This is a genomic window from Psychrobium sp. nBUS_13 (genome assembly GCF_051201665.1).
Classification (GTDB): Bacteria; Pseudomonadota; Gammaproteobacteria; order Enterobacterales; family Psychrobiaceae; genus Psychrobium.
Genome location: NZ_CP179210.1, coordinates 3,037,377 through 3,051,618, shown reverse-complemented (window position 1 = coordinate 3,051,618; position 14,242 = coordinate 3,037,377). Strand labels below are relative to the sequence as shown.

The window sequence follows — 14,242 nt, the reverse complement described above, 5'->3', positions numbered from 1 at the left end:
AAGGTTAACTTATTATGGCGACTCCGCATATTAACGCTCCAGAAGGTGCATTTGCAGAAGATATTTTATTGCCGGGCGATCCGCTTCGCGCTAAATTTATTGCTGAAACATTTCTAACAGATGTTGAGCAAGTAACTGATGTACGCAACATGTTTGGTTACACAGGTTTTTACAAAGGCAAGCGCATTTCTGTTATGGGTACTGGTATGGGTATCCCTTCAATTTCTATCTACGCGAAAGAGTTAATTACTGAATATGGCGTGAAGCGTTTAGTACGTGTTGGTAGCTGTGGCGCTGTTTCTACAGACGTTAAAGTGCGTGACATCATCATTGCACAAGGGGCTTGTACTGACTCAAAAGTAAACCGTGCACGTTTCCAAGATCATGACTTTGCTGCTATTGCTGACTTTGGTCTACTACACAATGCGGTAACAGCGGCTAAAGAGAACAACATCGATGCATTAGTTGGTAACGTTTACACTGCTGATTTGTTCTATACGCCACAACCAAGCATGTTTGATACGGTTGAGAAAATGAACGTATTGGGTGTTGAAATGGAAGCTGCTGGCTTATACGGTGTTGCTGCTGAATTTGGCGCGAAAGCACTGTGTGTTGTTACGGTATCTGACCATATTCGTACTGGTGAAGAAACAACCGCTGAAGAGCGTCAAACGACGTTTAACGGCATGATTGAATTAACGCTTGAGTCTTTATTAAAAGACTAATTATTGTTGTAAACAACAAAGCCAGTGACATGTCACTGGCTTTTTTATGCCTAAATAACGGTAATGACTATATCTTTTGTATTACGTCGATTCATTGGCTTCTTGTTGCTCACTTCGCTCTTTACGGCGATACTTATTGAGTAAATCTCTCAGCTGATACTTCGCCCGTTTTTGCGATAATGCTCGTGCTAACAAAATACCTATCAGCCCCGCTAAAAGTAGTGACCAACGCTGCCATTCTTGTTGCTGTTTTTGAATTTCAACAATGGGTTGTACAAAGACATCTTGATTCAAACGTAATCGTAAATAGCCTAATAACTTATCTTGACGTATTTCAGCGGCAAGCATCAATGTCGGTTGCTGAGTTTGTACGGTTGATTCTGCCATCAAGGTGCCATCACTGCGGTGGATCCAAACACCATTAATCAGCGGTGATTCACTTAATGTTTGTGCCAACCATTGAAGCTGTTGCTGATCATTAAGTTTCAACCCCATGGTCGCAGCAAGTGCCAATTGCTGTTTTAGAATCGCAGCCATTGATTCTTCTTGCTGTGCGCGCATTTCTTTTGACTGCTCCTGCGAATGCCATAATAGCGATGCAAGGGCTGCAATAAGCACTAATGCCAAAGATATTTGCGACAAGCGTCTGATGATTATTTGCTTATTTAATGAGTTCTTTTTCATAGAATGTCCAATCACACTGTCCTTGTGTTGTGTCCTTGATATTAAATTAAAGCATATTTGACTGCGTTGTCTATGAAGTAATGGAATACCTAATAAATAAAACAGACTTATTGGGCATGTTCAATAGACATTATTTTTGTTAGTTTAACCGACAATGTTGTCAATTAGCTAATCAGGAACGGTTTCGTGTCACAAAAACAATTTAATCTTACGCCCAGTCAGAATATTTTTCAGTTGATTAACGAGGGCTTTTCAGCAGATTCTAGAATTGAAATATCACAAGGGAAGGTTCGCGCTGTATGGAGTAATGAGACTATTGAAGGATTAACCCTTTCGTCTAACGATGACGTCATTCCAGCAATTTCTCAGCAACTTGTTTTATTAAGCGCAACCTTTAATCAAACTACTATTGAGGCTTTTTGTAAGCTGATCCCAAATCAAGATTGGACGGTAAGTCCATTATCTATTCACCTTGGTGTCGAAAAAATATCTGTTTGCTTAAGTGAGCGATTGTCATTGACTGAGTATAAATGCATTGCCCAGCACTGTAATGAAAATAACGTTGACCTTATTGAAATCGATGAAAAACCACCGACCTTATTAAAGCCTGGTTTAGTGGTTTTAGATATGGATTCAACCAGTATTACCATTGAATGTATCGACGAAATTGCAAAACTCGCTGATGTTGGTGAGCAAGTTGCTGAAATTACTGAGCTTGCAATGCAAGGTAAGTTAGATTTCTCTGAAAGCTTGCGCTCACGAGTTAGCAAATTAAAAGGCATTGAGGTCTCTTTACTCGATTCAATTGCCAATAATTTACCGTTGATGCCGGGTATGGCCGATCTTGCAAAATCTTTTAAACAACATGGCTGGCGTGTCGCAATTGCCTCAGGTGGTTTTACGTATTTTGCTGATAATTTAAAAATGCAATTAGGACTTGATGCGGCGGTATCAAATACCTTAGTCATCGAAGATGGAAAATTAACAGGTGAAGTGGCCGGTACTATCGTTGATGCGCAAGTTAAAGCTGATACGGTGGAGGCGCTTGCCAAAGAATATGATATTGAATTATCACAAACCATTGCCATCGGCGATGGGGCAAATGACTTAGTGATGATGAAAAAAGCGGCGTTAGGAATCGCTTATCACGCCAAACCTGTTGTTCAACAGCAGGCTGACGTGGCAATAAATTGTGGCGATTTACGCAGTGTGATAGCGCTACTGTCGAGTTAATGACAATTAAAGCGTTGTTTTATTTCAGGTAAAATATCAACAATCTCTGCAGTGGCAATCACTGCATCGAGCTCTGCTTGCAGTTGGCGAGTTTTATAACTTGCTTGTTTGGCGGCGTAAATAATCTCACGAGAAAAGGTCTTATAGTTCATCTTAGGGCTGCGATTCATGCTAATGCGCAGCGCAAACAGTTGACCTTCCTTGCTCGCTGAACTCATAAATTCACAGTGCTCTTGAGGGCTTTTAAAACTATCAAAGTGATGGGTTAGCGTACGATAATTTTTTCCTTCACTAATCAATTGAATGTACACTTCCTTACAAGCCGCCGGCGCATTTACCCCTAATTGTTTTAAGGTGTTGGTAAAAATTTCTTTAAATAGATTATTTTGTGAAATAGGTGCCATATCACAGTGACTATCAAGTGGTGATAGCACAGAAAAAAGATTGAATAATGAGCTATGCTGCGGAGGCGTTACTATTTGTGAAATCTTGTAGCTATTTTTCACTTTTGAAATGATGATTATCAACGAGCTTAAGTAATGACAATATTGCAGGATAAGTGATTTTGTAAAATTAGCTGGTGGCGCGATTTGCGCAGTGAGTTTATGTTGGTTACTTTTGATTATCCGGTAGACGGCTTTAGGCCCAAACTCAGTTTCTGGTGTCACTGAAATTTTCAGATTTAGGATTTTTCCTTCATTGGCCACTCGCATCACTTCATAATATAAAACCGTGTCTTCAGGCTGTTTGGCTGCCTTATTAAAAATCGGGATAACCAAGTTTATGATATCGCCTTTTTGTATTTCAAACGTGTCACGCAAGTTAACTTGAATTCCGTGCACTGAGAAATCGACACTCGTGCCGGTATATTGTTTACGCTTATGTAATATCGTGAGCTTGGTTTGATAATTAAACCTATCTTCACGTCGATTGCTCATCGTCATATTACTGGTTTCAATAAGCTTAATTCCAGCATCTTTCGCATCTTTATGACCAAACTTCTGTAGCAAATTAATACGCGTTTCTTGCGGTTTACGCATGCGGTAATGTTTAAAATTATCGCCAGTCGAAATCTCAAATAAATACGCCGAGACTTCAATATCATGGAGCTTTAGGAGATGTTTGTGCTGCTCTAAGGTCGACTTTTCTTTGCTAATTAAATGCTGCGGCAATATATCAGGCATATGCCATTCGTAATCTTTGACATCATTAACGTAAAGTTGATAAACCTTCCAACTCTCTTTGCTTGCGCCAAATTGCATAAAGAGATCGGTAAGGCCGCTTTCTTTTAGTTCTTGCTCCGTGGCGCTATAGAAAAATTTTCGACCCTTAGCAATATGAGTAAAACAGAATATTAAAATGGGCTGATCAGGCTGTCCTGTTTGCAATGCCTGCTTGATACGTTGGTGAGAAACCAGTGACGCAATTCGCAACATATTGTTGTGCGTCTGCCAATAGCTAAGCAAGTTTTTGTTCTCAAAATTACTTAAGGCAAACATTGGCACATAAGAGTCATCTTGCTGCTCGAAGAATATTGGTAAACCCGACATCTTGTTGAGATAAATATATTGGTATCCTAAAGAACGCACTCCTTCAATAATATGTTCTACATCGGTAGTGCTCGACGGTCGTTCTTTTTTGATAAATGCTATTAAAACAGCGTCGACATCGGCCTGTTGGTGAACACGATGGAGATTAAACCAGTGCTGATCACCATTGGAAATTACGTCTATGACCTTGTAAGTTAGGTCAAGGGATACAATGTCTTCTCCAGTTTGCTCAATTTCAACAAAATCAACATAGAGTAAATCGCCGAGCGCGATTTTATAGGTGTTTGTCAGCTTTATTTTCGCACCCAACGTCGACATATTTGTTGTTAAACCGTGAATTGTTCGACCATTAGCTAAACGGACTTTGACGCGAGTAAGTATATTAATACGCTCTTCGATTCGCGGATTTAAATTAGTTAAACTAACTTTCTGCGCAAAGTTGGGAGGAATAACAATTTCTTCAGGTGCAGCGATAGTTTCAGTCGTTGTTTCTTTTGTCGCACTTTGCCTTTTACTTTTTAATTCGTTGCGGCGTTCGTTATCTTCTCTTTGTTGTTTTTCTCGATAACTATTTTTAGCGTTAGTCACTTCTTCAAAAACGCCGACGGTAAACTTGCCAAATACAGATATTGATTCTTCAAATAGATTTAACGCCACATCATCTAGGTAATGAATGAGGTCGTCATGAGGGTGCTCAAAGCACGGAGCATCCACACGGCCACGTAAATCGATAACGCGATTACAGTCATTGAAAAGGCGGTTAATTTCCATTTTGACTAAAAAGCGTCGTGATTTAGAAAGATCACGGGTTACATGCTCGAATCTTTCATTAAAGTTCGAGTCCTGATAATACGGGATCAGCTTTTTAATAAATGCTTTGTCATCGTCTAAAGACATAGTGGTACTAAAATCCAAGTTTCATGGTGTTAACACTGTTTCCGAGCCTCTAATGTCACTAATTTGGCGATTAGCTGTGGAAACGGCAGAAATAGTATTGCAGAGCAATATCTATGCCTGTTCTACGTTTCTGTGGCACTAATTATTATTTCCGAATACGAGTATGGAATGCTACTGCAATAAATTAGGTATTGATGGCTCAGAAAGTACAGGTAATTCTTATCAATAAATTATGCTTTACAGTATGATAGAGCGTATTAGTGAAACAGACAATAAATGAGTGGAAAGTAGTCATGGCTAAAGAGAAAAAGTCATATATGTGTTCAGATTGTGGATTTGACGGGTATCCACGCTGGCAAGGGCAATGTAGTGAATGCGGTCAATGGAATACAATTGTTGAATTTAAAGCCGCAAAAAGCCCAACGCAAGCAACACATAGCACTAAGACGACTGCGCGTTCAGGTTACGCTGGTGCTGCGAGTGCTCAATCTAAAAAGCTCTCTGATGTAAAAGACTCTGAAGTAGCACGATTTAGTTCTGGCTCTAAAGTACTTGACCGACTGATGGGGGGCGGCACCGCTTACGGATCGGTAAATTTACTCTCTGGTTCACCTGGCGCGGGTAAGAGTACCATTTTGATTCAAACCGCTTGTTTTGTCTCACAATCAATGCCGACGTTGTATGTTACTGGTGAAGAAAGTGCTGAACAAGTCAAAGCACGCGGGGTTCGTTTAGGACTTAATATCAATAACGTGAATATTATGACCTCTGGTGATGTGGATGAAATAGCGGCCGAATGTGATCGTTTGAGCGTCAAGTTTTTGATTGTTGATTCAATTCAAACCGCCTTTTTACCGTCATTAGACAATAGCCCAGGTAGTGTTACCCAAGTCAAAGAGAGTGCTGCATTTCTTACTCGTAAAGCGAAGGCCGATGGTATTTCAGTGTTTTTAGTTGGCCATGAAACTAAAGATGGTTCCTTTGCTGGTCCGCAAACATTAAGTCACATCATCGATGGTGCGTTTAAATTAGAAACGGAAATTGACGCTAAATATCGAACCATGAAACCTAATAAGAATCGCTATGGCGGTATTAATGTCATTGGCACCTTTGCCATGATGTCTGATGGTTTGAAAGACGTGACGAACCCGAGTGCCATTTATCTCGAGCACAGCGGCGTTGAAGCCACAGGCAACATGGCCTATGCGTATAGCGAAGATAACAGAACATTGTTGGTTAATATGCAAGGACTAGTGAGTGACAGCACGTCAGAAAAACCTGAACGTGGTGTTATTGGTATCGATTATAAACGACTAAATATGTTGCTGGCGATAATGCGAACGCGAATGGGCGTGATGATTGGCTTTAAAGATATTTATGCCAATGTTGTTGGCGGTGTTAACTTAACTAGAGATGTTGGTTGTGACTTACCATTAGTGATGTCCTTGATGTCGTCCCATCAAGAAATTGTCTTTCCAAACGATACGATTGCATTTGGCGAAGTTGGACTAAATGGTGAAGTGAGACCGGTAAGAAATGGCGTTGAACGTGTCGAAGAAGCGGTTTTGAATGGTTTTAAAACTATTATCTTACCAAAGAAGAATTACAGTAAAGAGCTCACTAACCATCAAGGAATAGCTTTTATTCCAGTAGAAAAAGTGAGTGATTTAGGTCAAGCAATGGAAGTAGGGCGCCGTCAAGCGTCTTAGTATTAACTTAAAAGGCCAATAAACAATATTACTGCATTAGTTTAGCGCGCCAACATTGCAAGCTCTCGATTGAGTAAATCGTCATTAGCAAGGTTGAGTTGGATAAGTCGCTTTAATTCACTGACACTATCAATATCGATATGATGACTACTCATACCAAGATGTGAGTTTTCAACGTGTACCACGGTGGACTCCATGACTATTTTTCGGCACTGTTCAAGGGTTAGAATGAGCGTCGTTTCATCTTTTAGGCGCACGTTGAGCGCATCTGGTTTAGTGCACAAGAATCCATGTAAAGACAAATCTAAGATTTGAACGGTGTGACTTTCACCATTACATACTAATTTTGCGTCATGACTAAATAAGACACGTTGAAAAATGCGTTTATCTTGCATAATGACCTCACCACCTAAGATGAAATAGAATTAATTATTAAGTTAGCTGGTCAGCCGAACGAAAGCAAATCTATCGTCTTAAAATTTAAATAGAAAAGCGGCCACATGAATAGTCATTTGGCCGCTTTTTTAAGAGTAACTTTAAGAGATTCGCTTGTACTTTATGCGGTGGGGATTAACAGCCGCTTCACCTAGCTCTTCTTTTAACCATTTTTCATAGTCAGAATATGCGCCTTCAAAGAAGTTGATTTTTCCTTCGTCGCGATAATCTAAAATATGAGTGGCAATACGATCAAGGAACCAACGGTCATGGGAAATAACCATGGCACAACCAGGGAACTCAAGTAAGGCATCTTCTAGTGCACGCAATGTCTCAACATCTAAATCATTGGTTGGCTCATCGAGTAATATCATGTTGCCGCCAGCTTTTAATAGCTTTGCTAAATGCACACGATTTCGTTCACCACCGGATAATTCGTTTATACGTTTTTGTTGATCGCTACCTTTGAAGTTAAAACGACCAACGTAAGCACGTGATGGAATTTGCACATTACCAACGGTTAGAATGTCTTGCTCTTCTGCAATTTCTTGGAAAACAGTGTTGTTTTCATTCATGTCATCGCGGAACTGATCAACACTTGCTACAACGACAGATTCACCAAGCGTAATATCCCCACTGTTTGGTTGCTCGCTCCCAGTAATCATTTTAAATAACGTCGATTTACCTGCACCATTTGCACCGACAATACCAACGATGGCACCTTTAGGGATGCTAAGACTTAGATCATCGATTAATACACGGCCATCAAATGATTTATTTAGGTTGGTAATGTCTAATACTTTGTCACCTAGACGAGGACCTGGTGGAATGAATAATTCATTAGTCTCATTACGCGCTTGGTAATCATTGGTATTAAGCTCTTCAAAGCGAGCCATACGTGATTTACTTTTTGCCTGACGCGCTTTAGGGTTTGAACGTACCCATTCCAATTCTTTAGCAATTGATTTTTGACGCGCTTTTTCGCCAGATTTCTCTTGCGCTAATCGTGCATCTTTTTGCTCAAGCCAGCTAGAGTAGTTGCCTTCCCATGGGATACCTTGCCCACGATCAAGCTCTAAAATCCAACCTGCAACATTATCCAAGAAGTATCTATCATGGGTAATGGCCACAACAGTGCCTGAATAGTCATGTAAGAAACGTTCAAGCCATGCCACTGATTCTGCATCCAAGTGATTGGTCGGTTCATCAAGTAACAGCATGTCAGGTTTTTCGAGTAACAGGCGACATAGCGCAACACGGCGACGTTCACCACCAGATAATACTTGAATCTTTTGATCCCATTCTGGTAAACGCAGAGCATCGGCAGCGCGCTCAAGAGCGTGCTCAAGGTTGTGGCCGTCGGTTGCTTGAATGAGGGCTTCAAGTTCACCTTGCTCTTTCGCTAACGCGTCGAAATCAGCACCTTCTTCAGCGTATTCAGCATATACTTGATCAAGACGAGTCAATGCATTTTTAACCTCTTTAAACGCTTCTTCAACCGCTTCACGAACCGTTTGTTGCTCATCAAGTACAGGCTCTTGTGGTAAATAACCAATGCGAATGTCAGCTAACGGGCGCGCTTCACCTTCAATGTCGGTATCTAAACCAGCCATTATTTTGAGAAGTGTTGATTTACCTGAACCATTAAGACCTAGTACGCCGATTTTAGCGCCGGGGAAAAAGCTGAGTGAGATGTCTTTAAGAATATGTCGCTTTGGTGGTACTACTTTACCAACGCGATTCATTGAGTAAATGAATTGAGCCATTGAGTGTCCTAAGTAATGATTTTCAATGGCTCTAGTGTAAACAAATTTAGCGCAACAAGGTACTATCTTAAGATGTAATTACGATGAGATTTGAGTAATCCAATCGTAAAGAGCAAGATGGCGATGCCCAGAAAGTAGAGCGGCATGTTTGCTTGCCAGCTAAGTTGGCTATTTACACCAAAATAATCGAGATAAAGCGCGGCATGTAACGGCCCTAAATACCATAAAGCAGGGTAGATAACTTCGAACGTTCGATTAGTGTTCGTTAAACTCGCGCAGAAAAAAGCGAGAGAGCTGATAAAGAAGGTCGCAATGAACATTTGAGCGACCATTAATAGCTCTCCCGTCATCAATAATCGAATAAGTCCACCAGATGTTGTAAGCAATAACAGTAAAATGGCGGCTGAAATAACGCTCAATGCCTGCTTGTTGATGGAAAAATTGCAATAGCTTAACAGAGAATCAGTATTGTTGAGGTGCGAGCGTGCACCAATGGGTGACAAGATAAGCACGCACATTAGCCAGCTTAGCGGAATAATGGCTTGGCTGAGTGTTGCTAACGGCACAAATACTTGAGCAATATTAAGACCAATAATAGCTATATACCAGTATTTAGATAAACCTTTGATTAACAATAATAGTTCAAGTCTAATTTGACGAGTAAACCCACTAATACTGGTTACTTTCTTAAACAACACATCGCAAGCAGCGCCTATCATCGACAGTTTTTTATCAACAAAATGATTAGAAGTTTTACTTACAGCTGCGTCACTATGCGTAAAGCGATCAAAAAAATGATGGCGGTTACTAGTGGCAAACATAATGGGCAATATATCGGTAAATATGTCTGACGATATTGATGCACCTTGCCAAACAAAGGTTGAAACTTCGTTTTATGAAAGGCTGGTACCAATACTAATACTAGAATTTAGTGCTGTTTCTGGGTGCAGTGTTGCAATATCTTGTTGAATTTTTGTGTGGATCACAGATATACCGCTGCCTGATGCAACAAGTTTGACCAGCGTTGTAACCCAAATAAAGAAGTAGGCGACGTTTCCAAGTCTACCGCGAAGCCAAGGCACAGTTTCGAAAAACAATGCAATTGACGCAATGGCTAACAATAGCGGTAACACAAACACCATTTGTGGCCAAATAATTTGCCATAGATTTATGGCGTAACTCTCACCAAAATAAAGCTGCATTAACACACTAATCGTTATCATCACCGCCATTATAGCCGTTAAAATAATGACACTTACCAGCCATTTAGAAAACAAGTAATGAGTTTTACTAACGGGCGTCGCAGCAATTAATTCAGACACCAGTAATCGTCGATCGTTATTTATGGTGTTTTATCACGAGATAGAAACAAATAATTGGTAGCAAAGTGATATTAAGACTAGCAAGGAAAATACCTATCCACGCACTATTGTATATACCGCGATAACCATTAATAACTAACGTTTGATAGTCGGCACTTGGCGCCGGGAAAAATAATACAGTAAGCAAGGCCATTACTAATAAAGTAATGATAAAGCTTGATTGTCGAATTCGTTGCTTAAAGTCAGCTTTAATACTCGCTATAAGAACATTGCTCATAACGCCTCCAGCGCAATATTTGTATTTACAGACTCAGTGGCAGGCTCATTTCCATTGACGAAATGTAAATAGGCGTCTTCTAATGTTGAGCTTCTCGATATTGCCTTTGCTGGGATAGGTTGTGTGCTAACAAAATGAAGCGTCATGTCTTCACCTTGGCGCAAACTGTGACTGACATTAAGCTGAGGTTGCAGTGCTTTAGCTTGTTCTCGTGGCAGTGTTATTTCAAAACAATAAGGGGCGACTTTTTGAATCAATTTCTCCGGTGAATCGTGGCTGATGAGCTGTCCTTGATCCATTATTGCAATCGAATCAGCGATAGTTTCAATATCATACACTATATGTGTTGATAGAATGACGAGTGCGTCTTTGCTGATGTCTGCGATTAGCTGTCTAAAGACTAAACGTTCATGTGGTTCTAAACCAACAGTAGGTTCATCGACAATGAGTAATTTTGGATTATTAAGTAACGCTTGAGCAATGCCAATACGTTGGCGCATGCCACCTGAAAAGCTCGCGAGAGGCGAATTTGCGACATGGGCGAGATTAAACTGAGAAAGTAAATCTATAATGCGTTGCTCTGCATCATTATGTTTAAGTCCTTTTAAACCTGCTAAATAGTGCAAAAACTCTTTGGCAGTTAATTGTTCATAAACCCCAAATTACTGTGGTAAATAACCTAACTCTTCACGAAGAGGTGCGGGTTTGTCGATAATATCGTGACCTTGCCAGAGAATATTGCCTGAGGTTGGTTTTTTTAATGTGGCCAAAATTCTCATTAATGAGGATTTTCCTGCCCCGTTTGGACCTAGTAATCCTAACACGCCAGTATTAGCAGAAAGTGTTAAGTTGTTGAGTGCTTGCTTCTTACCGTTGTAATTAAGTGATAAGTTTTTAATTTCCAATGACATTGTTATTCCTTACTATTTTCGTTTCTTTTTATTGGGAATAGCAATGTCTTTGCCATTAACCTAAAGCCCTTTAAATCAGTGTGTTGCTGGTGTTTCTTGGTTTTTTATTAGTTTTTTAGGTTACTAAATCGTTATTTTTGCCACTTGTTTGTTAGCGAATTTTTTAAGAAACCCTGAGTTTTTCTAACTTACGCACGTTTTTAAACTTGCTATCGCGTCGTAAAGCGTTAAGTTGGAAAAAGAAAGTTAATTTGATGTATTTTTATGGATGTAGAAGAGAGGCTTATAGTGAAGTATGTATCAGTATTTTTTGCCATCGTTGGTTTTTTATCGGCATTATCAGCACAAGCAGCAGTAACTCCTAGCGATGTTTATTCACGAGTAAAAGCAATTGAATCTGTCGTTAAAAAGCTCAGTTCGAATAAAAAAGAGCGCATTGAAAGTATTAAACTCATTGATGCAAAACCACTTCATGTTTATGCTATTGCTACAGCTTTGAATGAAAAAGTGATTATGTTGAATCAACTTGATAATAAGCCGCAGCATATTAGACCTGATTTACCCAGGGCGTCCTTATTACAGTCCCTATGATGATAAGCAGATAAAACCTATACATGTGTTTACTATTACCGTGATGAACCGTGTGTTATTACAAGATTTAATGAGGCGCCAAGGGCATTCATTCGATGTTGAATATGACCGTCAATCTCAGCGCGTGATTAAACCCGCACATGTTTATCAAAAATATGAAAAAGCACTCTTATTAATGCGTTTATATCTAATTAATTAAAAGTTGACACTTTGTATAGGTTAATAGGATGTTTCACACTGCTAAAGCATTCAAATATGAAGTTTAGGTCTAGCTTGCAATAATTCGTGAATTAAGTGTGGTTTTTGTCACATTAATTGTGTGTTGATGTGTGAGAAATCTGCTGGTCTTGTAAAATTTGATTCAGTTAAGCCTTCACAAGAGTTTGACGCTTATGTGTCTGCATCTTACGGTACTTGGGGCTCTATGGATCTTCAAGGCGCTGCGGGTTTCGGTTTGACTGATGAGTTATCAACTCGTGTTTCTTTATTACGTCAATCTCGCGATAACTTTATTGATAATAAAGCACCAGGCTTTGAACAAAACGATGTTGTTGGCGGTTACCAAGAAATCGCTGGTCGTGTTCAGTTCCTTTACGAAGGCGACAACATGAACGCGTTGTTCAACTACCACTGGCGCGACATGAATGGTACACCGATTAACTTCCGTGCAAATATCATTAAGCCGGGCACCAATGATCTCGTTGATGATTTCGATTACGAAACTGTTTACCACGATGCCGCTAGCCGCTCTAAGCAGTTTGTCGATAACCAAGGCGCTAGCTTAAATCTAGAATATAACCTTGGTGATCACACTGTTACCTCTATTACAGGTTATGAATCTGTAGAAGTATTCTCACAGGGCGATATCGACGGTGGTTACGGCGCTGTATTCCTACCTGTAAGTGGCCCGCGTACCGATGAAACGCCAATTCCATTTCCATCTGAAAGTGCTGGCGTAATTCCAGACCACTCTCAGTTTACGCAAGAATTCCGTGTTGCTTCAAACGAGCTAGGTAAACTAGATTACCAATACGGTGTATTTTTCTTTAAAGAAGACTTAACCATTAACAACCTAGGTTTCGATACATTAGGTGGTGGTGCTCAGAATATTTTTGCTCGCCAAAATCAAGAAACAACTGCGTGGGCCGTTTTTGCATCGGCTGATTATGATGTATCAGATCGCTTAAAAGTGACTGCGGGTGTTCGTTATACTGATGATGACAAAGATTTCGAAGCTGAGCGTACACAAACAGCCTTTGGTGGTGCTAACTTAGCGCTTACTAAATTAAATGTTAACGATTCACAAGTTAGCTGGGACTTAAGTGCGTTCTATAACTACTCGGAAGATGTAAACTTATATGCACGTGCTGCAAAAGGTTTCCGTGCGCCATCTATCCAAGGTCGTGTATCTTTCGGTGATGATATTACTACCGCTGATTCTGAAACACTGCACTCTATTGAGTTTGGTGTTAAATAAAGCGTTTGGGAAGATCGTGCTCGTGTTAACGTTTCTACGTTCTACTACACCATGGATGATCAACAACTAACGGCTGTTGGTGGTGGTTCAAATACTACGCGTCTTCTAAATGCTGACAACACTAAAGGTTACGGTTTTGAAGTAGACTCTGAAGTGGCCATTACTGAAGATCTATTAATGACCGCTGGTGTGAGCTACAACAAGACAGAAATTAACGATAGCGACCTAGCTGTACAATTCTGTCGTTCTTGTACAATCGCGGATCCATTAAATAGCGATGGCTTAGCAATCATTGACGGCAACAGCCTTCCTAATGCACCAGAGTGGATTGCTAACTTTACTTTACGCTACGCTAAAGAGTTCGGTGAAGGTGAAATTTTTGCATACACTGATTGGGCATACCGCAGCAAAATTAACTTCTTCTTGTATGAGTCAGTTGAGTTCAACGATGACAACATGCTTGAAGGCGGCGTTCGTGTTGGTTATGCATGGGATACAGATAACAACAGTCACGAAGTTGCAATCTTTGGCCGTAACATTACCAATGATGACAGCATCACAGGCGGTGTTGATTTCAATAACCTAACAGGCATGGTTAAAGAACCAGCATTCTGGGGGGTTGAGTACAAAGCGACATTCTTCTAACTAAAAGCTAACGTTGTTAG

12 protein-coding genes and 2 pseudogenes are annotated in these 14,242 nt (G+C 40.2%); 6 read left to right on the top strand and 8 right to left on the bottom strand.

Annotation, left to right across the window (positions count from 1 at the left end):
- The first annotated feature begins 14 nt into the window (after window positions 1–14).
- Window positions 15–725 carry a purine-nucleoside phosphorylase gene (gene deoD, locus ACMAZF_RS14080; protein WP_435274417.1) on the top strand — a complete coding sequence of 237 codons (711 nt, stop codon included), beginning with the start codon at window positions 15–17 and terminating at the stop codon, window positions 723–725.
- Window positions 726–806: 81 nt separating this feature from the next.
- Here the strand turns inward: deoD and ACMAZF_RS14075 are convergent, their stop codons facing one another.
- Complete coding sequence (locus tag ACMAZF_RS14075) at window positions 807–1,409, bottom strand: hypothetical protein (protein WP_435274416.1); 603 nt, start codon at window positions 1,407–1,409, stop codon at window positions 807–809.
- A 186-nt stretch (window positions 1,410–1,595) separates the two neighbouring features.
- On the opposite strand from ACMAZF_RS14075, the gene serB reads away from it, so the two are divergent.
- Window positions 1,596–2,642 (top strand): phosphoserine phosphatase SerB, encoded by a 1,047-nt coding sequence (gene serB, locus ACMAZF_RS14070; protein WP_435274415.1) that lies wholly within the window; start codon window positions 1,596–1,598, stop codon window positions 2,640–2,642.
- Here the strand turns inward: serB and ACMAZF_RS14065 are convergent.
- Window positions 2,639–5,089, bottom strand: a complete 2,451-nt coding sequence (locus ACMAZF_RS14065; RefSeq protein WP_435274414.1) for a PilZ domain-containing protein — start codon at window positions 5,087–5,089, stop codon at window positions 2,639–2,641. The genes serB and ACMAZF_RS14065 overlap by 4 nt on opposite strands.
- Window positions 5,090–5,349: 260 nt before the next feature.
- Between ACMAZF_RS14065 and radA the strand changes: the two genes are divergently transcribed.
- The gene (radA, locus tag ACMAZF_RS14060) at window positions 5,350–6,798 is read left to right on the top strand and encodes a DNA repair protein RadA (RefSeq protein WP_435274413.1); all 1,449 of its coding nucleotides are present in this window, start codon (window positions 5,350–5,352) and stop codon (window positions 6,796–6,798) included.
- Window positions 6,799–6,839: 41 nt separating this feature from the next.
- On the opposite strand, the gene ACMAZF_RS14055 is transcribed toward radA, so the two are convergent.
- The 6 genes and pseudogenes from ACMAZF_RS14055 to ACMAZF_RS14030 all read right to left on the bottom strand — a co-directional run bounded on the left by ACMAZF_RS14055 (window position 6,840) and on the right by ACMAZF_RS14030 (window position 11,509).
- A complete protein-coding gene (locus ACMAZF_RS14055; RefSeq protein ID WP_435274412.1) occupies window positions 6,840–7,193 on the bottom strand; it encodes a PilZ domain-containing protein in 354 nt (117 codons plus the stop codon).
- 141 nt (window positions 7,194–7,334) lie between these two features.
- Complete coding sequence (gene ettA / locus ACMAZF_RS14050) at window positions 7,335–8,999, bottom strand: energy-dependent translational throttle protein EttA (RefSeq protein ID WP_435274411.1); 1,665 nt, start codon at window positions 8,997–8,999, stop codon at window positions 7,335–7,337.
- Between the two features lie 62 nt (window positions 9,000–9,061).
- Window positions 9,062–9,820 carry a hypothetical protein gene (locus ACMAZF_RS14045; RefSeq protein WP_435274410.1) on the bottom strand — a complete coding sequence of 253 codons (759 nt, stop codon included), beginning with the start codon at window positions 9,818–9,820 and terminating at the stop codon, window positions 9,062–9,064.
- A gap of 72 nt (window positions 9,821–9,892) precedes the next feature.
- Window positions 9,893–10,321, bottom strand: coding sequence for a hypothetical protein (locus ACMAZF_RS14040; protein WP_435274409.1), 429 nt, complete (start codon window positions 10,319–10,321; stop codon window positions 9,893–9,895).
- 16 nt (window positions 10,322–10,337) lie between these two features.
- Window positions 10,338–10,598, bottom strand: coding sequence for a hypothetical protein (locus tag ACMAZF_RS14035; protein WP_435274408.1), 261 nt, complete (start codon window positions 10,596–10,598; stop codon window positions 10,338–10,340).
- A pseudogene (locus ACMAZF_RS14030) lies at window positions 10,595–11,509 on the bottom strand (ABC transporter ATP-binding protein). Before ACMAZF_RS14030 ends, ACMAZF_RS14035 begins: the two are co-directional and overlap by 4 nt.
- Before the next feature lie 288 nt (window positions 11,510–11,797).
- Here ACMAZF_RS14030 and ACMAZF_RS14025 point away from each other — a divergent pair.
- The 3 genes and pseudogenes from ACMAZF_RS14025 to ACMAZF_RS14015 all read left to right on the top strand — a co-directional run bounded on the left by ACMAZF_RS14025 (window position 11,798) and on the right by ACMAZF_RS14015 (window position 14,222).
- Window positions 11,798–12,100, top strand: coding sequence for a hypothetical protein (locus tag ACMAZF_RS14025; protein WP_435274407.1), 303 nt, complete (start codon window positions 11,798–11,800; stop codon window positions 12,098–12,100).
- Between the two features lie 25 nt (window positions 12,101–12,125).
- On the top strand, window positions 12,126–12,299 hold the full coding sequence (locus ACMAZF_RS14020; protein WP_435274406.1) for a hypothetical protein: 174 nt from the start codon (window positions 12,126–12,128) through the stop codon (window positions 12,297–12,299).
- A gap of 126 nt (window positions 12,300–12,425) precedes the next feature.
- A pseudogene (locus tag ACMAZF_RS14015) lies at window positions 12,426–14,222 on the top strand (TonB-dependent receptor).
- Window positions 14,223–14,242 lie beyond the last annotated feature (20 nt).

Coding starts and splice junctions, on each gene's coding strand:
- deoD (WP_435274417.1), top strand. CDS start 15: ATGGCGACTCCGCATATTAACGCTCCAGAAGGTGCATTTGCAGAAGAT.
- ACMAZF_RS14035 (WP_435274408.1), bottom strand. CDS start 10,598: ATGAGCAATGTTCTTATAGCGAGTATTAAAGCTGACTTTAAGCAACGA.
- ettA (WP_435274411.1), bottom strand. CDS start 8,999: ATGGCTCAATTCATTTACTCAATGAATCGCGTTGGTAAAGTAGTACCA.
- ACMAZF_RS14045 (WP_435274410.1), bottom strand. CDS start 9,820: ATGTTTGCCACTAGTAACCGCCATCATTTTTTTGATCGCTTTACGCAT.
- ACMAZF_RS14065 (WP_435274414.1), bottom strand. CDS start 5,089: ATGTCTTTAGACGATGACAAAGCATTTATTAAAAAGCTGATCCCGTAT.
- ACMAZF_RS14055 (WP_435274412.1), bottom strand. CDS start 7,193: ATGCAAGATAAACGCATTTTTCAACGTGTCTTATTTAGTCATGACGCA.
- ACMAZF_RS14075 (WP_435274416.1), bottom strand. CDS start 1,409: ATGAAAAAGAACTCATTAAATAAGCAAATAATCATCAGACGCTTGTCG.